Annotated in this window: 17 protein-coding genes and 1 pseudogene; 12 read left to right on the top strand and 6 right to left on the bottom strand. The window is 72.9% G+C overall.

What is annotated here, in order from left to right; translation table 11 throughout:
- The first annotated feature begins 34 nt into the window (after positions 1-34).
- Both hutI and HT134_RS43455 read left to right on the top strand, forming a co-directional pair.
- Positions 35-1219: an imidazolonepropionase gene (gene hutI, locus HT134_RS43450; protein ID WP_175606355.1), complete on the top strand. Its 1185-nt coding sequence runs from the start codon at positions 35-37 to the stop codon at positions 1217-1219.
- 66 nt (positions 1220-1285) lie between these two features.
- Positions 1286-2227, top strand: coding sequence for a sigma-70 family RNA polymerase sigma factor (locus tag HT134_RS43455; RefSeq protein WP_175595581.1), 942 nt, complete (start codon positions 1286-1288; stop codon positions 2225-2227).
- 39 nt (positions 2228-2266) lie between these two features.
- Here the strand turns inward: HT134_RS43455 and HT134_RS43460 are convergent, their stop codons facing one another.
- The gene (locus tag HT134_RS43460) at positions 2267-2839 is read right to left on the bottom strand and encodes a TetR/AcrR family transcriptional regulator (protein ID WP_175606356.1); all 573 of its coding nucleotides are present in this window, start codon (positions 2837-2839) and stop codon (positions 2267-2269) included.
- 98 nt (positions 2840-2937) lie between these two features.
- Here HT134_RS43460 and HT134_RS43465 point away from each other — a divergent pair, with 98 nt between their 5' ends.
- Positions 2938-3768 (top strand): alpha/beta fold hydrolase, encoded by an 831-nt coding sequence (locus tag HT134_RS43465; RefSeq protein ID WP_175606357.1) that lies wholly within the window; start codon positions 2938-2940, stop codon positions 3766-3768.
- Positions 3769-3798: 30 nt separating this feature from the next.
- Here HT134_RS43465 and HT134_RS43470 read toward each other — a convergent pair whose 3' ends face one another.
- The gene (locus HT134_RS43470; protein WP_175606358.1) at positions 3799-4170 is read right to left on the bottom strand and encodes a YybH family protein; all 372 of its coding nucleotides are present in this window, start codon (positions 4168-4170) and stop codon (positions 3799-3801) included.
- Positions 4171-4231: 61 nt separating this feature from the next.
- Between HT134_RS43470 and HT134_RS43475 the strand changes: the two genes are divergently transcribed.
- Positions 4232-4852: a CGNR zinc finger domain-containing protein gene (locus HT134_RS43475; protein WP_312888896.1), complete on the top strand. Its 621-nt coding sequence runs from the start codon at positions 4232-4234 to the stop codon at positions 4850-4852.
- Between the two features lie 24 nt (positions 4853-4876).
- Here HT134_RS43475 and HT134_RS43480 read toward each other — a convergent pair whose 3' ends face one another.
- Positions 4877-5803 carry an ABC transporter substrate-binding protein gene (locus tag HT134_RS43480; RefSeq protein WP_175606359.1) on the bottom strand — a complete coding sequence of 309 codons (927 nt, stop codon included), beginning with the start codon at positions 5801-5803 and terminating at the stop codon, positions 4877-4879.
- Between the two features lie 198 nt (positions 5804-6001).
- On the opposite strand from HT134_RS43480, the gene HT134_RS43485 reads away from it, so the two are divergent.
- The 8 genes and pseudogenes from HT134_RS43485 (at position 6002) to HT134_RS43520 (ending at position 15738) form a co-directional block, all read left to right on the top strand.
- The gene (locus HT134_RS43485) at positions 6002-7315 is read left to right on the top strand and encodes an ammonium transporter (protein WP_175606360.1); all 1314 of its coding nucleotides are present in this window, start codon (positions 6002-6004) and stop codon (positions 7313-7315) included.
- Positions 7312-7650 carry a P-II family nitrogen regulator gene (locus HT134_RS43490; protein WP_175595575.1) on the top strand — a complete coding sequence of 113 codons (339 nt, stop codon included), beginning with the start codon at positions 7312-7314 and terminating at the stop codon, positions 7648-7650. The genes HT134_RS43485 and HT134_RS43490 overlap by 4 nt, the downstream gene beginning before the upstream one ends.
- 86 nt (positions 7651-7736) lie before the next feature.
- Positions 7737-9986, top strand: a pseudogene (locus tag HT134_RS43495) ([protein-PII] uridylyltransferase); the annotation flags it as partial.
- 224 nt (positions 9987-10210) lie between these two features.
- Positions 10211-13273, top strand: coding sequence for a sensor histidine kinase (locus tag HT134_RS43500; RefSeq protein WP_175606362.1), 3063 nt, complete (start codon positions 10211-10213; stop codon positions 13271-13273).
- 25 nt (positions 13274-13298) lie between these two features.
- Positions 13299-13721, top strand: coding sequence for a roadblock/LC7 domain-containing protein (locus HT134_RS43505; RefSeq protein WP_175595573.1), 423 nt, complete (start codon positions 13299-13301; stop codon positions 13719-13721).
- Positions 13722-13747: 26 nt separating this feature from the next.
- Positions 13748-14110 (top strand): DUF742 domain-containing protein, encoded by a 363-nt coding sequence (locus HT134_RS43510; RefSeq protein ID WP_175595572.1) that lies wholly within the window; start codon positions 13748-13750, stop codon positions 14108-14110.
- Entirely contained in the window at positions 14091-14669 is a 579-nt protein-coding gene (locus HT134_RS43515; RefSeq protein WP_175606363.1) for a GTP-binding protein, read from the top strand. The genes HT134_RS43510 and HT134_RS43515 overlap by 20 nt, the downstream gene beginning before the upstream one ends.
- Before the next feature lie 289 nt (positions 14670-14958).
- Positions 14959-15738: a hypothetical protein gene (locus tag HT134_RS43520; RefSeq protein WP_175606364.1), complete on the top strand. Its 780-nt coding sequence runs from the start codon at positions 14959-14961 to the stop codon at positions 15736-15738.
- 91 nt (positions 15739-15829) lie between these two features.
- On the opposite strand, the gene HT134_RS43525 is transcribed toward HT134_RS43520, so the two are convergent.
- From HT134_RS43525 to HT134_RS43535, 3 genes are all read right to left on the bottom strand, one after another.
- Entirely contained in the window at positions 15830-16597 is a 768-nt protein-coding gene (locus tag HT134_RS43525) for a TetR/AcrR family transcriptional regulator (protein WP_175606365.1), read from the bottom strand.
- A gap of 34 nt (positions 16598-16631) precedes the next feature.
- Positions 16632-17591, bottom strand: coding sequence for an SIS domain-containing protein (locus HT134_RS43530; RefSeq protein WP_175606366.1), 960 nt, complete (start codon positions 17589-17591; stop codon positions 16632-16634).
- A gap of 136 nt (positions 17592-17727) precedes the next feature.
- Entirely contained in the window at positions 17728-18825 is a 1098-nt protein-coding gene (locus tag HT134_RS43535; protein WP_175606367.1) for an aminoglycoside phosphotransferase, read from the bottom strand.
- Positions 18826-19001 lie beyond the last annotated feature (176 nt).

Genomic DNA, 19001 nt, shown 5'->3' on the forward strand with positions numbered 1-19001 from the left:
GGACGACGGGCGGGAACGCCAGGGGAGGGACGCCATGACGGCGACGCTGATCGACGGGATCGGGCTGCTCTACACGGCCGACCCGGAGCGCGAGGAGCTCCGGGACGCGGCGCTCGTCGCCGAGGGCGGGCGCGTCGCCTGGGTGGGGCCCGCCGCCGAGGCGCCCCAGGCCGACCGGCGCGTGGACGCCGGGGGCCGGTGCGTCGTGCCGGGGTTCGTGGACAGCCACGCGCACCTCGTCTTCGCCGGCGACCGGACCGCCGAGTTCGAGGCCCGCATGTCCGGCCGCCCGTACTCCGCGGGCGGCATCAGGTCCACGGTGGAGGCCACCCGCCGGGCCGGCGACGCCGAGCTGGCCACCCACGCCGCCGCCCTGGTGGCCGAGATGCTCGCGCAGGGCACCACCACGGTCGAGATCAAGAGCGGCTACGGGCTGAGCGTCGAGGACGAGCGGCGCTCGCTGGAGATCGCGACCGGGCTGACCGACGAGACGACGTTCCTCGGGGCGCACGTGGTGCCGTCCGGCACGTCGGCCGACGACTACGTGCGGCTGGTCACGGGGGAGATGCTGGCGGCCTGCGCGCCGTACGCGAAGTGGGTGGACGTCTTCTGCGAGCGGGGGGCCTTCGACGGCGACCAGACGCGGGAGATCCTGCGGGCCGGGATCGCGGCCGGGCTCCAGGCCCGGGTGCACGCCGCCCAGCTCGGCCCCGGCCCCGGCGTGCTGATCGCCTGCGAGCTGGGGGCGGCCTCGGCCGACCACTGCACCCACCTGACCGCCGCCGACGTGGACGCGCTCGCCTCCTCCGGCACGGTGGCGACGCTCCTGCCCGGGGCGGAGTTCTCCACCCGCTCGCCGTACCCCGACGCGCGGCGGCTCCTCGACGCCGGGGTGACCGTCGCCCTGGCCACCGACTGCAACCCCGGCTCGTCGTTCACCTCCTCCATGCCGTTCTGCGTCGCGCTGGCCGTGCGGGAGATGGGGATGACGCCGCTGGAGGCGGTGCGGGCGGCCACGTACGGCGGGGCGCGCGCGCTGCGCCGTACGGACGTAGGCTGGCTGCGTCCGGGGGCCCGGGCCGATCTCGTGGTCCTCGACGCGCCCTCGTACGTACACCTCGCCTACCGGCCCGGCGTCCCCCTCGTTCACCAGGTCTTCCAGGCCGGTCTCCTCCTTGAGGAGGACATCCAGAACCGTCCGCTGGTCGTACCCCTTTAGGGAATCTTTGCATCTCGCCGGACGTTGCCGGGTTATACAAGCAGCTGCGGAACGAGGTGCCTGGGGATGGCAAGGCCTACGGGGAGTCGCACGCAGGAGCAGCACGTCGCCGAGCGCGATCTGCTGGGGACGTATCTGGCCGAGATCGGCCGGGTCCCGCTGCTCACGGCGGAGGAGGAGGTCGAGCTCGCCAAGCGCATCGAGGCGGGCCTCTTCGCCGAGCAGCTGCTCGACAGCGGGGGCTCGGAGCCGCGGATCGGGGACGCGGCCGACGAGGAGCTGGAGCGCCTGGCGGTGTCGGGCCGGCGGGCGAAGGACGAGTTCATCCAGGCCAACCTGCGGCTGGTCGTCGCGGTGGCGCGGAAGTATTCGGGGCGGGGCATGCCGCTGATCGACCTGGTCCAGGAGGGCAACCTGGGGCTGGTCCGGGCGGTGGAGAAGTTCGACTACAAGCGGGGCTACAAGTTCTCGACGTACGCCACGTGGTGGATCCGGCAGTCGGTGGGGCGGGCCATCCACGAGCAGGCGCGGCCGGTGCGGCTGCCCACGCACGCCGGCGAGCAGATGACCCGGCTGATGCGGGTGCGGCGCGACATGCTGGCCGAGTTCGACGTCGAGCCGACGGACGACGACCTCGCCGAGATCCTCGAACTGCCCATCGAGCGGGTGCGTGAGCTGCGCCGCTGGGCCTCCGACCCGGTGTCGCTCCAGCTCGGCGTGGGCGACGAGGACGAGACCGAGCTGGGCGACATGATCGCCGACGAGACCTGGGCCGACCCGGAGCAGCAGGCCATCGACATCCTGGAGCGCGAGCGGCTCGACGAGTGGCTGACCGGCCTGGAGGGCGACACGCGTGACATGCTGCGCTGGCGCTACGGGCTGGTCGACGGGCGCGAGCACACGCTGACCGAGGTGGGCGAGCGCTACGGCATCGGCCGTGACCGCGCCCGCCGCATCGAGCGCGACGCGCTGGCGCGGCTGCGCCGCATGGCCACCGCCGCCGCCTGACCCGCCCGCCGCCTCCTCGGCCCTCCCGGCGTCCTGTCCTCAGGGCGTGGGGCCGAGGACGCGGCGCAGGAAGTCCTCCAGGGCGGCCTGGGCCGCCTCGGGGCCGCCGCCGCGCGCCACCAGCAGCGCGCTCTCGTTGACGGCCGCCAGCAGCATGTGCGCGTGCAGGTCGGCGAACTCCTCCGGCACCGCCTCCGCCGCCTGCAACGCCGCCTTCAGCATGCCGAACGCGTACCGCTCCTCCATGGCCCGCCAGCGCTCCCAGCCGAGCACCGAGGGCGCGTCGATCAGCACGATGCGGCGCACCACCGGGTCGCCCGCCAGTCGCATCCACTCCAGGCAGCCCGTCACCAGGGCCTGACGGGGATCCTCGACGCCCCGCACCGAGGCGAGGATCGCCCGGCCCGTCTCCGCCTCGACGGCCTCCAGCACCGCCTCGAACAGCGCGTCCTTGCCCGCGTAGTGGTGGTAGAGCGCGCCCCGGCTCAGGCCCGACTCGTGCAGCACGGCCTCGATCGAGGTGCCCTCGTAGCCGTGCTCGGCGAACAGGCGGCGGGCGATGGCGACCACCTTCTCGCGCGTGGCGGCGCCGCGCTCTGCCCTGGGACTCATGTCCCCACTCTAGACATACCGACTCTCGGTCGGTTAGTTTCCAGACCGACAGTCGGTCTGTTTTGCGGGCCCCAAGGCCCGGGGGAGTGGAGGACGCCATGGCCAAGGTCGCCGGGCTGACGTACGTGGACGAGGGCGAAGGGCCCGTGACGCTGTTCCTGCACGGGGTGGGCACCAGCTCGCACCTGTGGCGGCACGTCGTCGCCGAGCTGCGCGGCGAGCGCCGCTGCGTGGCGCCCGACCTGCCCGTGCACGGCGGCAGCGACATCCGCCAGGACCTGTCGCTGCCGGCGCTCGCGGACGCGGTCGAGGAGTTCTGCGCCGCGCTGGGGCTCGGCCCGGTCGACCTGGTCGCCAACGACACGGGCGGCGCCGTCGCCCAGCAGCTCGCCGTCCGCCACCCCGCGCGGCTGCGCACGCTCACGCTGACCAACTGCGACGTCCACGACGACACGCCGCCCCCGGCGTTCCGGCCGACGGTCGAGCTGGCCGAGCGGGGGGAGCTGGCCGGGCTCGTCGGGGCCGTGCTCGACCGGCCGGAGCTGCTGTCGGCCACCGCGTACGGCCAGAGCTACGAACGCCTCGACGACCCGGCGGCGGTCGTCGAGGCGTACCTGCGGCCCATCTTCGGCAAGCCGGGCGGCGGCAAGGCGTTCGAACGGCTGCTGACCTCGATCGACGCCAAGGACATGATCGCCATCGAGCCGGCGCTCACCCTGCTGGCCGTGCCCGCGCTCGTGGTGTGGGGCACGGGCGACGTCTTCTTCGAGACGCGGTGGGCGCGGTGGCTGCGCGACACGATCCCCGGCGTCAGGAGGGTCGTGGAGATCGAGGGCGGACGGCTGTTCTTCCCCGAGGAGCGGGCCGCCGAGCTGGTGCCCCACCTGCGCGCCTTCTGGGAGTCCGAGCGCGCGAGAGCGGGCGCCTGAGCGCCCGTGCACCCTGGGGCGGGGGGCCGGTCAGCGCTCGGGCGCGGGGGTGATCTGGAAGTGCGCGGCCTTCCACTCGCCGTCCCGGCGCACCAGGGAGGTCGTCGCGTAGACGCGCATGGTCCGCTCGGTGGTGCCGCCGACGAGCATGTCGATCTCGACGGTGCTGGTGTGGATCGCGCTGTCCTCGGTCAGCATGACCACCCGGTGGTCGGACTGGTCGGTCCGCGTGTACGGGTTCTGGTTCTCGGCGAAGCCCCTGAGGATGGCGGCGCGGTCGGTCACCACGCCCCAGGGCGAGACGCTGAGGACGTCCTCGGTGAGGAAGCGGTCGTAGAAGGCGGCGTCGCCGTTCCGGTTGGCCTCCCACGCCTTCTCGGTCAGCGCGATCAGCTCGTCCATGGGGGATCTCCTCCAGTCGGGTGACACCGGTTTAAGTGGTGTCAAGTGTTACAGTGTTCCCGTGGAGGACGCAAGCGGGATGCTGCTGACGGGCGGGGACGGGCAGCGGTTCAGGTTCGACGCGGGCACGCTGTGCCTGGAGTTCCTGCTCAGCGGGGCCGTGGAGCCGTGGGAGCTGCTGCGCGAGCCCGCCGACCTGGCGGCCTGGGCGCCCCTGACGCGGCTCGGGATCGAGGGGCCGGTCACGGCCGGGCCGGGCGACCTGACGGCGGCCAGGCGGCTGCGGGCCGCGATCTGGCGCCTCGCCGTGCGCTCCGCCGGGGCCGAGGGCGTCCCGGGGGTTCCGTCCCCGATCGAGGACCCGCCCGGCGAGGCGGCGTCCCCGGCCGGGGACGATCTGCGGGTGCTGAACGCCGCCGCCGCCGCGCCGCCGCCCGTGCCGGTGATCGGGGCGGACCGGGAGCGCGGCTGGGCCTACCCGGTGACGGCCTCGCAGTTCCTGTCGGCCGTGGCCCGGGACGCGATCGACCTGTTCAGCGGCCCGCGGGCCGGGCGGGTGCGCATGTGCGCGGGGGACAACTGCTACCTGATCTTCCTCGACACCTCGCGCCCGGGGGCCCGCCGCTGGTGCTCGATGAGCCGCTGCGGCAACCGCCAGAAGCTCCGCACCCGCCGCTCGTAGGAGCGAAGGGGGGCCGGGAGAGGCTCAGACGAGCGGGGTCAGGTGGGTGTCGAGGTCGTCGAGGATCTTGCCGGCGGCCGTGACCCCGATGCCCAGCATCCAGATCTCGTCGTCCACGTTGTAGGCGTGCCCCGCCTTGACGGCCGCGAGGTTCTTCCACAGCGGCCCGCCGGTCACCGCCGCCTGGCTCTTGGCGGCCGCCTCGCCGTACGCGCTGTAGAAGACGGCGTCGGCGTCGGCCTGGGCGATGTTCTCCTGGCTGACCTTGCCGAAGCGCTTGTCGGCCTGGTCGGCCAGCCGCTGCGCCTCGGGCCGCGGGATGCCCGCGTCGCCGACCACGATGCCGCTGAACGACTCGGGACCGTACATGCGGATCTCCGTCGGCATGAAGCGGACGATGCTCACCTTGAGCGAGGTGAACTTGGCGCCGACCTGCTTGGCCCGCGCCTCGTAGGCCGACAGCAGCTCGGCGGCCCGCTCCTTCTTGCCCAGGGCCTCGGCGTCGAGCAGGAAGTTCTGCTTCCAGGTGACGCCGACCTTCTCGGTGAACACCGTGGGCGCGATCTTGCTGAGCTTGTCGTAGAAGGCGGCCTGGCGGAACTTGGTGCCGAGGATCAGGTCGGGCTTGAGCGCCATGATGGCCTCCAGGTTGAGCTGCTGGAGCGTGCCCACGGGCTTGGTGGCCGACAGGGCGGAGCCCAGGTACTTCGGCCACGCCTGGCTCTCGGCCGCCTGCGCCGCGCCCACCGGCGTCAGGCCGAGCGACACCATCGTGTCGAGCTTGTCGGTGTCGAGCACCACGACCCGCTTGGGCTCCGCCGGGACCTTCGTGACGCCCATGGCGTGCTTGACGGTCCGGGTCGGACCGGAGTCCTGGGACGGGGTGGAGGCGCCGCAGGCGGTGAGCGCGAGCAGGGGGAGCAGGGCCGCGGCGGCCAGGCGGAGACGCATGTGGGTTCCTTGATCGTTTAGGTAAGGCAACCCTAAGTGTAGTGCCCGTCATGTCCGGAACGCAGGGTGTGAAAAGCCCGAAACAACCGCGAAACACCACTGAGGCGAGATTCACGAACGTGAAACACGCCTGGTCGAGCCATGAAACCGCGGACGAACACGCTGTGGCCACACGTCATATGTAAGGAGGGTCGCGTCGTGAAGATCGATAGCGGCACGACTGCCTGGATGCTCACGGCCACCGCGTTGGTACTGCTGATGACTCCGGGCCTCGCGTTCTTCTACGGGGGCATGACCAGGGCCAAGAGCGTCCTGAACATGATGATGATGTCGTTCGTCGCCATCATCACCGTGACGATCGCCTGGGTGCTCTACGGGCACTCGCTGGCGTTCAGCGACAATTCCATGTCCTGGCTGAACCAGTTCGTCGGCGGCCTCGACCACGTCGGGCTGCAGAGCCTCGTCGACACGGCGACCAAGGACGACGGCACGGGCATGCCCAGCCTGGTCTTCTCGGCCTTCCAGCTGACGTTCGCCATCATCACGGTCGCCCTGATCAGCGGCGCGATCGCGGACCGCGCGAAGTTCGGCGCCTGGGTGCTGTTCAGCTTCGTCTGGGCCACGATCGTGTACTTCCCCGTCGCCCACTGGGTCTGGGGCACCGGCTGGCTGAACACCCTCGGCATCGAGGACTTCGCGGGCGGCACGGTCGTCCACATCAACGCCGGCGCCGCCGCGCTCGCCCTCGCCCTGGTCCTCGGCAAGCGCAAGGGCTGGCGCAAGGAGCCGATGCGCCCGCACAACCTCACGCTGGTGCTGCTCGGCGCCGGTCTGCTCTGGTTCGGCTGGTTCGGCTTCAACGCCGGCTCCGAGCTGGCGGTGGACGGCACGGCCGGCCTGGCGTTCATGAACACCCAGATCGCCACCGCCGTCGCGGCCGGCGCCTGGCTCGTCGTCGAGAAGATGCGCGACGGCCACGCCACCAGCCTCGGCGTCGCCTCCGGCGCGGTCGCCGGCCTGGTCGCCATCACGCCCGCCTGCGGCTTCGTGGACCCCTGGGCCGCGATGCTCATCGGCCTGGTCGCCGGCGCGGTCTGCGCCTACGCCGTCGGCCTGAAGTACAAGCTCGACTTCGACGACTCCCTCGACGTGGTCGGCGTCCACCTGGTGGGCGGCGTCATCGGCGCCGTCTCCCTCGGCTTCCTGGCCGCCTACCCCTTCCTGGATCAGCAGAACAAGGGCCTGTTCTACGGCGGGGGCCTGACCCAGCTCGGCCTCCAGGTGCTCGGCCCGGTCGCCGTCGGCGGCTACTCCTTCGTCGTCACCTGGGTCCTCGGCAAGATCATCGACAAGGTGATGGGCTTCCGGGTCACGGCCGAGGAAGAGGTCACCGGCATCGACATCACCACCCACGCCGAGACCGGCTACGACCTCGGCACCGTCCACGCCTCCGGCGTGGCATCCCCCAACGGGCCCGCCGTCACCCCGGCGCCTAAGAAGGTGGACGCATGAGACTCATCACCGCGGTCATCAAGCCCTTCAAGCTCGATGACGTGAAGGCCGCCCTGGAGCAGTTCGGCATCAAGGGCATGACGGTCAGCGAGGCCAGCGGCTACGGCCGGCAGCGCGGCCACACCGAGGTCTACCGGGGCGCCGAGTACCAGGTGGACCTGGTGCCGAAGGTCCGGCTGGAGGTGCTGGCGGACGAGGACGACGCCGACGACGTGATCGACGTCATCGTCAAGGCGGCCCAGACCGGGAAGATCGGCGACGGCAAGGTCTGGTCGGTGCCCGTGGACACGGTCATCCGCGTCCGCACCGGCGAGCGCGGCCCCGACGCCCTGTAGGCGCCACCGCCGCTCCGGCGCGGACGCGGGCGTCCGCGCCGGAGCGGCGAGTCACGGCAGATCGGCAAGCGAGACGAGGGCGTCCGGACGGAGCCCGAAGAGGGGACGTCTTGAGGGGAGAAGCTCGCTCGTACGCCGCGGCGCGCAAGGAGCGGGCCGCGGACACGGACCGCTGGCTGAAGGACCTCTTCCGCACGGCGAGCGACGGCGACGGCGTCTCCCTGGTCGCCGTCGGCAGCCTGGGACGCGGCGAACTGGCCCCCGGCAGCGACCTCGACCTGGTGCTGCTGCACGGAGGCCGGGACGACGTCGCCAGGATCGCCGACCGCGTCTGGTACCCCGTCTGGGACTCGGGCGTCGGCCTCGACCACTCGGTGCGCACCGTCGAGGAGGCCGTCGCGGTCGCCCGCGACGACCTGAAGGCGGTCCTCGGCCTCATCCAGGCCCGGCACGTGGCCGGAGACCCGGAGCTGACCCGCAGGGCCAGGGAGGCGGTGCTCGCCGAGTGGCGCGCCGACTCCCGGCGCCGGCTGGGCGAGCTGCGCGAGGCGGCCGACAAGCGGGCCCAGACCAGCGGCGAGGTCGCCTTCCTCCTCGAACCCGACCTCAAGGACGGCCGTGGCGGCCTGCGCGACCTGCAGGCCATGCAGGCCGTGGCCGCCGCCTGGGTGGCCTCGGCGCCCGGGCCGCGGGCCCGCGAGGCGTACGAGTTCATCCTGGACGTGCGGCACGCGCTGCACGTCGTCACCGCCCGGGGGGCCGACCGGCTCGTCCTGCAGGAGCAGGAGGCCGTCGCCGGGCTGCTCGGCCTGCTGGACGCCGAGACGCTGATGCGCCGGCTCGCCGAGGCCGGCCGGACGATCTCCCACGCGTTCGACGTCACCTGGCGCACGGTTGACAGGCTCGTGTCAGGGCCGGCCCCGCGAGGGCGCCGGCCGCTGGCCGACGGCGTCGTCGAGCACGGCGGCGAGGTGGTGCTCGCCCGGGGCGCCGACCCCCGCAAGGACCCGCTGCTGGTGCTGCGCGCCGCTGCCGCGGCGGCCGACTCCGGCCTGCCGCTGGCGCCCGCGACGATGTCGGTCCTGGCGGCCCAGTCGCCTCCGCTGCCGGTGCCGTGGCCGGACGAGGCCCGCGACGCGCTGGTGTCGATCCTCGGGGCCGGCCGCGCCGCCGTGCCCGTCTGGGAGGAGCTCGACCAGGCCGGGATCCTTGTCAAGATTCTCCCTGACTGGGAGCGGGTGCGGCACCGGCCCCAGCGCAATCCCATTCACCGCTTCACCGTCGACCGGCACCTCATCGAGGCCGCGGCGAACGCCGCCAGTCACACGCGCGAGGTGTCGCGGCCCGACCTGCTGCTGATCGCGGCGCTGCTGCACGACATCGGCAAGGGCTGGCCCGGCGACCACTCGGCGACGGGCGAGGTCGTGGTGCGCGACATCGCCGCCCGCATCGGCCTGCCGCCCGCGGACGGGGAGATCCTGGCCACGGTGGTGCGCCACCATCTGCTGCTGCCGGAGACGGCGACCCGGCGCGACCTCGACGACCCCGTGACGATCGAGAAGGTCGCGGGCACGGTCGGCTCCCGTGAGGTGCTGGACCTGCTGGCGGCCCTCGCGGTCGCCGACGGCCACGCCACCGGGCCGGCCGCCTGGAACGCCTGGAAGGCGGGCCTGGTCGCCGATCTCGTGCGTCGTGTCCGCTCCGTCCTGTCGGGCTCGCCGCCGCCCAGGGCGCCCTCCCTGTCGCCCGAGCAGGCGGCCCTGGCCCGTCACGGGGGCGGTGCCGTGCGCGTCAACGGGGGAGCGGTCACGGTGGTCGCCCCCGACCGGATCGGGCTGCTGTGGAGCGCGGCGGGCGTGCTCGCCGCGCACCGGATGATCGTCCGGTCGGCGTCGGCGGCCTCCGCGGGGTCCACGGCGGTGATCGAGTTCTCGGTCGTCCCCGAGTACGGCTCGCCGCCCGATCCGGCGACGCTGGAGGCCGACCTCCGTCTGGTCCTTGCCGGCCGTCTTGACATCGAGCAACGGCTGGCCCGCCGGAACCGGTATGTGAGGGCGCCTCGCGTTCCGGTGGCTCCACCCCGTGTGACCTTGGTGGACGACGCCTCGGCGACCGCCACGGTGGTCGAAGTCAGGGCCCATGACAGGCCGGGACTGCTGTGGCGCATCGGACGGGCGTTCGGGGAGTGCGGTCTTGACGTGAGAGCTGCTCGCGTGGAGACTCTCGGCGCGGAGGCGGTGGACGTCTTCTATGTGGTCGATCGCGCCGGACGTCCTCTCAGTGACGACGCGCAGCGAGGCCAGGTCCGCGATCTGGTGCTGGCGGCACTGCGCTGAACCACTCACGACGGACGGGTCACATATGTAACGATTGCATCCGATTTGCGTATTTAGTCTCACGCTGCGGATACCTTGTGGACGTCCTAGAACCCGTGGACCACGGGATTGATTGAGGGGTAGCGGAAGCAGTGACTACGGGGAACTCCGACAGCGGCCAGGCCGCCGGACGGGCGCGCGACAGGCGATCCCTGTCGCCCCGGATCGGACTGCGCAACTGGCGCGTGAGATGGCGTCTGACCGCCCTCATCCTGGTTCCCACCGTCGTCTGCGTGGCGCTGGGGGGCGCCCGCGTGGTCGGGTCGATCCAGAGCATCAACGACTACGAACGCACCATCCGGGCAGCCGAGGACGCCGGGCACATCCGCGACCTGGTCCAGGCGCTGGGCATGGAGCGTGACACGGGCGGCTGGATGGCGGCCGTCTCCGGCGCCCAGCGCAAGAAGCTCGCCAAGCCGTACGCCGAGCGCAAGGCCGCCGTCGACAAGCTCGTCTCCACCGTGCAGGCCGACATGGACGCGATGGACGAGTCGTACGGCGTGCGCGTCCTCGACGTCGTCCGGCGGGCCCGCCTCGACGTCAAGCAGCTCGCCCGGACCCGCGCCGAGGGCCAGCGCGACACCTCCCGCTACAACACCCTGCTCGACACGATGCTGCGCCTGCACGACGAGCTGAGCCTGCTCAGCGACGACTCGCAGATCATCGGCCAGTTCCGCGCCCTGGGCGCGCTCGCCCGGGCCAAGGAGGAGATCTCCCGCCAGCGGGTCCAGCTCATCAAGGGCTACTACCAGCCCGGCAGCATGGACTCCAAGGAGGTCGAGCGCTTCATCGCCTCCAACGCCGCCCAGCGCTCCGACATGGCCACCGTCGGCCAGGAGGCCGGCCCGCAGGTCGCCATCCAGCTCCAGAAGGCGCTGACCCGGCCCGAGTACTACAACACCGAGCTGATCAAGTCCCGCGCCGTCACCCTGGCCAGCGGCAAGGCGCCCGGCGTCCGCATCCGGCAGAACCTGCTCGCCTCCACCGACCCCCGCAAGGTCTCGGCCACCGACCAGTGGTTCAACGACAACGCCTCCACGATCGAAGCCCTCCACTCGGTGGAGGACGACATCAGCAAGAAGGTGGCCCTGCGCGGCACCGAGCTGCGCGACGCCGAGATCCGCAACGCGGTCATCGCCGGTGTGCTCATCCTCGCGCTGCTGCTGCTCGTGGCGCTGCTCACCGTCGCCATCGCCCGCTCCATGGTCACCCCGCTGCGCCGCCTGCGCACCGAGGCCCTGGAGATCGCCGGCTTCCGCCTGCCGGACGTGGTCCGCAAGCTCCGCCTCAACGGCGACGTGGTTCCCGAGGTGCGGCCGATCGGCGTCGAGGGCACCGACGAGATCGGTGAGGTGGCCAAGGCCTTCGACCAGGTCCACCGGCAGGCCGTCCGGCTGGCGGGCGAGGAGGCCGAGCTGCGCGGCAACATCAGCTCGATGTTCGTCAACCTCTCGCGCCGCACCCAGACGCTGGTCGAGCGGCAGATCTCGCTCATCGACGGCCTGGAGAAGGGCGAGCAGGACGGCGCCCGCCTCGCCGACCTGTTCAAGCTCGACCACCTGGCCACCCGCATGCGCCGCAACTCCGAGAACCTGCTGGTCCTCGCCGGCCACGAGCCCTCCCGGCGGCGCAGCCAGCCGGCCAAGCTCGTGGACGTCGTGCGCGCCGCGCTCTCCGAGGTCGAGGGGTACGAGCGCGTCCAGGTGAAGGTCCACCGCGCCACCGCGGTGGTCGGCAGCGCCGCCAACGACCTCGTCCACCTCGTGGCCGAGCTGGTCGAGAACGCCCTGCAGTTCTCCCCGAGCAACGCCCAGGTCTCCGTGACCAGCAGCCTCATCGAGGGCGGCGGCGCCCTGCTGTCGGTGACCGACTCCGGCATCAGCATGACCGAGGAGGAGCTGGCCGAGGCCAACCGCCGCCTCGCCGAGCCGCCCGTCGTGGACGTGTCGGTCTCGCGGCGCATGGGCCTGTTCGTGGTCGGCCGCCTGGCCCTGCGCCACGGCATCCGCGTCCAGCTGCGCAAGGGCGACGGCAACGGCCTGATCGCCATGGTGCTGCTGCCGCCGGCGCTCATCCCCGACGGCGCCCAGCAGCCGCTGCCGCAGCGCCCCGCCTTCGGCGGCGAAGCGGCCGCCTCCGCGCCCGCGCCGCGCGGCCCCGGGTTCGGCGGCTCCGGCCTGACCACTCCCGGCGTCGGCGGCCCGGGTCTCGCTGGGCCCGGTCTCGCTGGGCCCGGTCTCGGCGGTCCCGCGCTGGCGGGCAGCGGCGTGGGCGGGTCCGGCGCGAACGGCAGCCGGCAGGGCAGCCCGGCGCAGAACGGCACCTTCCGCTCGTTCGGCACCCTCGACTCCTTCGGCACCTCCGGCAACGGCACGGGCGGCTCCGGCGTCCCGTTCACCGCCGACACCGACGGCGGCGCCCTGCGCCAGCCCTCGTACGACACCGGCGGCTTCCCCTCGTACCCGAGCCCGGACACTCCCGGCGGCTTCCCGTCCTACCCGAGCCAGGAGGGGGCGGGCGGCTTCCCGTCGTCCCCGGCCGTCGAGGGGCCCGTCAGGGAGAACCCGCCCCGGCGCGAGTCCCTGCCGCGCAGGGACGCCTTCCCGAGCCACGAGGGCTTCCCGAGCCGCGACGGCTTCCCCAGCCGTGAGGGTTTCCCAGGCCGCGACGAGTTCCCGAGCCGTGAGGGCTTCCCCAGCCGCGACGGCTTCCCGGCCCCGGCGAGCGGTCATGGCGCGTACCCGACGCCACCGCCCGCCACCTCGGGTTACAGCACCGCCGACGTGCGCAGGCCGGAGGCTCCGCCCTCGGTGGACGTCTCCCCGATGGACAAGGACCAGGAGGAGTACCTGCCGATCTTCGCGTCGGTGGAGTCGGCCTGGTTCCGCCGTCCGCCCGGGGAGCAGGCGCCGCCCGCGCCCGGCCGAGATGAGCACAACCCATCGCAAGCCGTAGTCTCTGGGGAGGAAGCGTGGCGAACGGCCGCGGACGCCGGTTGGCGTGCGGCGGCCGCGGCCAGCGACCCCAGCCTCGGCGGCATCACCGCCGCCGGGTTGCCCAAACGCACCCCCAAGGCCAACCTGGTCCCGGGTACGGCCGGTTCGCAGGCCGCGCAGCCCCAGCGGCAGCAGCGGCAGGCGCCGGTGCCGCCGGTCTCGGCTGACCGGATGCGCAGCCGGATGGCCAGCTTCCAGCAGGGAGTGCGAAGGGGACGGGCGGAAGTACGCGAACAGGAGGAACGAGAGTGAGCGAGCGTCTTTCCAGGGAGGACGCGTGACAACGCTGAGCCACGAGGCGCATCGGTTCGACTGGCTGATCACGGACTTCGTGCGCAACACCCCCGGTGTCGCGCACGCGGTCGTCGTCTCGGCCGATGGTCTCTGCCTGGCGAGCTCTGAGGGCTTCCCGCCCGACCGGGCCGACCAGCTCGCCGCGGTCTCCGCCGGCCTGCTGAGCCTCACCGTGGGCGCGTCCCGCGTCTTCGAGGGCGGCTCCGTGACGCAGACGGTCGTCGAGATGCAGCGCGGCCTGCTCATCGTGATGGCGATCAGCGACGGCTCGGTGATCACCGTGCTGGCCGCGCCCGACTGCGACATGGGTCTGGTGGCCTACCAGATGACCCTGCTCGTCGACCGGGCCGGCCAGGCGCTGACGCCGGCCCTGCGCGCCGAGCTCCAGGCTGCCAGGACACGGTGAGGCGATGACACTCATGGGAGAGGGCCGTGTACGGCACTGACGGCACGGGGGACGACGAGCCCCTGTTCCGTCCGTACGCGGTGACCGGCGGCCGTTCGGAGCCGCGTTACCACCTTGCGATGGAGACGCTGATCTCGTCCATGTCCATACCGGACGACGAGATGGCCTTGCTGACTCCCGAGCAGGAGGCCATCATGCAGCTCTGCCGAACGTTCCGGTCGGTCGCCGAGATCTCGGCCCTCCTCCGGGTCCCGCTGGGCGTGGCGAGGGTGCTCGTGGCGGACATGTCCGATGAAGGGCTTGTCCGCCTGCACCAGCCGCGCCTCAGCCAGGGACAGCCAGACCTCAACATGCTCGAAAGGGTGCTCAGTGGACTTCGCAGGCTCTAGCCCGGGCCTCACGTCGACGAAGATCGTCGTCGCGGGCGGGTTCGGCGTCGGCAAGACGACGTTCGTGGGGGCGGTGTCAGAGATCCTTCCGCTGACCACGGAAGCGGTGATGACCGACGCGTCCGCGGGCATCGACGACCTCGGCATGACGCCCAACAAGCAGACGACGACCGTGGCCATGGACTTCGGCCGCCTGTCGCTCGACCGCGACCTGATCCTGTACCTGTTCGGCACCCCCGGACAGCACCGGTTCTGGTTCATGTGGGACGACCTCGTGCGGGGCGCCATCGGCGCCGTCGTGCTCCTCGACACGCGCCGGCTGGCCGACAGCTTCCCGGCCATCGACTACTTCGAGGAGGCGAAGCTGCCGTTCGTCGTCGGCGTCAACGGCTGGGACGGGCAGTTCCTCCACTCGGAGGAGGAGGTGCGCGAGGCGCTGGCGCTGCCGGCGCACGTGCCGATCGTCCGCACGGACGCGCGCAACCGCGAGTCGGTGAAGGCGACGCTGATCTCGCTGGTCGAGCACGTCGTACGGCTCCGCGCCGCGCCGGTCTCCTGAGCGCGGCCCGGGACCGCGTACCGGATCGGGTCTCCTGACCCGGTCGCCCGGCGGAGCCCCGTGACCCCTGGCTCCGGGTCCGGGCGGGTGACGCGGGCTCGTGGTCAGGCTCGTGACCCGGGCTCCTGGTGCGGGCTCGTGACGCGGCAAACCACCCTTCACCTCCATTGCCCCGATATTTCCCGCCGTTCCGCGACATTTCGGGAAATGGGAGGTGGGGCGGTCGCGATCGCCACTACGCTGCTAGGCCCTGTCGGACGAGGAGCCCGGAAGGGCTCCGATGGGGGGAGTGGACCGCATGGTGTGGATCGCGCTCGCCGTGTCGGCCGTCGCCGTGGCCGCCGCAGTCGCGTGGTGGCTGCGCCGCGACCGGCCCGCCGCGGAAAGGGCCGCCGAAGGCCCGCAGAAGGCGCCTGAGCACACGTGGGGCCCGGTCCTCGGCCCGGAGGCCGGGATCGCGTTCACGGAGGGCCTGCGGGCCTTCCACGACGAGGGCGACGCCGTGCTCCTGGAGCTCTCCCAGTCCGCGGTCGTCACCCCTGACCCGCCCCGCGCGATCTCCCTGCCCCTGCTGGCCGAGGGCTTCGCCGCCCGCGGCGAGGAGGCCCTGCACGACCCCGAAGGCGCGGTGCGCGAGCTCGTGGCCGAGCGCGGGGCGGTGGAGGGGCCGGGCGTGCTCCACCTGCGCGCCGCCTGGCTGGACGGGATGGTCGACGGCATGGACCGCCGGCACTTCGCCGAGGCCGTCCAGGAGATCGTCTGCTCGCCGCCCTCGGCGGGCGTCACCGCCTGGAAGGCCGAGGAGGGGACGGGGGTGCTGCTGATCACCGTGAAGTCCTCCGCCGGTGAGGGCGAGAACACCGTCATGATCGACCTGGCCCGGATGCTCGACCGCTACCGCGAGGCCCGCGAGGAGCGGCCGGGCGCGCCCGTCGAGGCGCTGCTGCGCACCGTCGTGTCGCACGTGGTGGTCTCCGGCGGGCCGGGGCTCACCTGGACCCGACCGCCCACCGGGGAGCAGGACGGCATCCTCCTGTCCGCCGCGACCGCTCCGTCCGCGTTGCGTTGAGGTCTTCTTGGGAGGGTGGGGTGGGGGAGCAGCGCGTTGTGCCGGGGGCCTCGGGAGGGGCGCGTTGGGGTGAGGCGGGCCTGGGGCGGGCTCAGGTGGTGGTGCGGCGGGTGATCAGGGCCTCGATGCCGTCGAGCAGGCGCTGGAGGCCGAACTCGAAGGCGCGTTCCGCGCTGTAGGCCGTGCCCATGGCCTCGCCCGCCGCCTCGCCCACCCGGGTGGCCGTCGGGAAGCGGGTCACGTCAGCGATGCGGCTGAGGAACGGGGCGTGCGCCGCCCACCACTGCTCGTCCGTCATGCCGGTCTCGCGCTCGGCCTGCGACGCCTCCACCGCGCCCCGGGCCGTGCCGTGCACGAACCCGGTCACCAGCGTGACGACCGCGTCCATCTCGACGTCGGTCAGGCCGATGCCGTCCACGGCGCGCAGCTCGTAGTCGTACTTGGCGGTGCCGTGGGGCCCGAGCACGGGGCGGCTGGCCGCCACCTGCGACAGCCAGGGGTGGCGCAGGTAGAGGGCCCAGTTCTCGCGGGCGACGTGCTCCAGCCGCCCCCGCCACCCGCCGGGCACGTCCTCGGAGCGGTCCGTCTCGCCGTACACGGTGTCGAGCATGACGTCGAACAGCTCGGGCTTGCCCGGCACGTACGTGTAGAGCGACATCGTGCCGACGCCGAGCCGCTCGGCCACGCGGCGCATGGACAGCGCCTGGAGCCCCTCGGCGTCGGCCACCTCGATGGCGGCGCGCACGATGCGGTCCACGCTCAGGTCGGGCTTGCCCTTGCGGCTGGCCCGCTCGCTGGTGCGCCAGAGCAGCGCGAGGCTGCGGGCGGGGTCGCCCTTGCCGAAGTACTCGGTCGTCACCCTTCGTACGGTACACCGTACGGTCGGGCGGCCGTCAGGCGGCGGCCCACCAGTGGGCGGCGACCAGCTCGGCCACCAGTGTCTCCGTCAGCAGCGCCACCTCGGGGTCGTCGTCGTGCCGGTAGCGGACGGACGCCGCGGCCCCCGGCACGTCGCCGCCCACCGCGAGCACCGTCGAGCCGCGCTGCCGCACCCAGTCCATGGCCTGCTCGTCGTAGCGGGACCCGGGGAACAGCAGCGCGCGGTAGTCGAGCGTCTTGGTGAGGTACACGTCCACGTGCGCCCAGTCGCCCGTCTCGCAGGCGTCGGCCTGCCGGCGCGGGCCCTCGCGGACCATGAGCGCCGACTGCTCGGCCGACGACAGCCGCTCGGCCGGCGCGACGGTGTAGACGCCGTGCGGACCGTCCAGCAGCTCCAGCGCCGTGGGCAGCCACTCCTTCCTGCGCTCCAGCAGGTCGGCCGTGGCCTCGGCGGTGCGCCGGAGCAGGGCCGGCAGGTCGAGGGCCGTGCCCGTGAGCCGGGACTCCAGGGCCAGCAGGAGAGCCAGCGTGTGCTGGAAGGTGCGGCACGAGACGCCGCCGCGCTCCTCGCCGGCCCGCATCGGCACCACCAGGTCGGCGCCCTCGGTGACGGCTGATCCGGGGGCGTTGGTGAGGGCCAGGACGAACGCCTGCGTGCCGGCGTAGCGGGCGAGCGCGTCCAGGGTCTCGCGGCTGCCGCCGGTGGCCGAGATGGGGACGACGAGCGTGCCGGGGTTCGCGGGGTACGTGGCGGCGGTGGAGGCGTAGTCGGCGTAGGCGTCGATCCCCGCGGCGCGCAGCCGGAGGGCGGCCACGCCGGCCGCGTACCGGGAGCTGCCCATGCCGAGGAACAGCACCCGCTCGACGCCCGGGGGCAGCCCCTCGAACGGGTCGGCGGCGGCCGGGTCGGCGGCCAGCGCCTCCAGGGCGTCGGGCTTGGCCTCCAGGTCGGCCAGGAACAGCTCGGGGTTCAACGGATCTCCAGGTGGTGCTCGGCGCCGCGCGGTGGGCGCGGCGGTGTTCGGTGCCGAGGGAGCGGCGGTGTTCGGTGCTGACGGAAGTGAGGAGCGGGCACGGCGGCGGCCGGGCGGGTGCCCGGACCCGCCTGGGTCAGGGGTACCAGGTGCGCAGGACTCCCATGGGGGCGTAGCGCCATCGGGGCAGGTGGCGGGCCGCGTACACGAGCTCCCGGCACTCCTGCTCGACCTCGAACGGCCGCAGCAGCGCCTCGTCCAGCAGCTCGGGCCGGCCGCGCTCGGCCAGGCGGCGGCGGTAGGCGGACAGCATGGCCGCGCGCGTCTCGCCGGCCCAGCGGGCGGCGTGCTCGGGCGGCGTGCCGCGCCTCTTGACGGCCACCTGGGCGACGTGTTCGAGGCTCGTGGCGAGCTGGGCGACGTCCCGGGCGGCCGGCTGGTACGGCTCGGCGCCCGTCACGGTCGGGTTGCCGTCGAAGTCGATCACGGCGTAGCCGTCGCGCCACCGCAGGAGCTGGCCCACGTGCAGGTCGCCGTGGATCCGGATCAGGGGCGTGGGTCCGAGGGGCCGGTGCAGGGGCTCCAGCTCCCGGCGGAGGGCGGCCTCCCGGGTCGCCAGCCACGCGCCGTCCTCCCCGCCGGTCAGCGCCAGGGCCTCCCGCAGCGCGTGCTCGGCCCGCGTCCCGTACCCGGGGGAGGGCGCGGGCGGGCCGGCCGCGGTGCCGGGCGCGGCGCTGGACGGGCCGGCCGCGGTGCCGGGGGCGGCGGTGGGCGGGCGGAAGGTGGACAGGGCCAGGTGCAGGTCGGCGGTCAGGCGGCCGAGGTCCCGCGCGAACGACGTGCGCCCGGTCTCGGCCTCGTCCACGCACCACTCCCACCCGTCGCGCGCCTCCGGCAGGTACCCCGTCACGAGTGCCAGCAGCACCTCCCGCTCCCCTGAAGCGCCGTCAGCACCCGACTTTTCGCGCAAAGTCAGGGCGGCGTACGGCGGCGCCATCTCCTGGAAACCGCTCGCGGCCAGGTGCGCGAGGACGTCAGGGGCCGGATGGGGCAGCGGCGCCGGGGGTGTCAGCCACTTGACGACGACCCGATCACTCACCACCACCGAATAGTTTGTCTGATCGACGTGCTCTCCGAAGTCGCGTTCAGCCGGGACCCCGGTGTCGGCGGCGGCTTCGCCGTGCGAGAGGCTGGGCAGCGGGCCGAGCCGGCGCACGGCGAAGGGTGCGGGCACGTCGTCCGCCAACGACGCGACGAGCGCAGCTGTGAGGCCGCGGTCCCGCTGTGTGAGGGGATTCTCACCGACGGAGATCAACCGGTCCCATATTGAATCGGGATTCAACAGCATGACCAAACTTCCAGGTGGCAATGTCCTGAAAAGTCTTGCTCATGTTGATTTCTGCTGCAACA

The organism is Nonomuraea rhodomycinica, from assembly GCF_013363995.1.
Taxonomy (GTDB): Bacteria; Actinomycetota; Actinomycetes; order Streptosporangiales; family Streptosporangiaceae; genus Nonomuraea; species Nonomuraea rhodomycinica.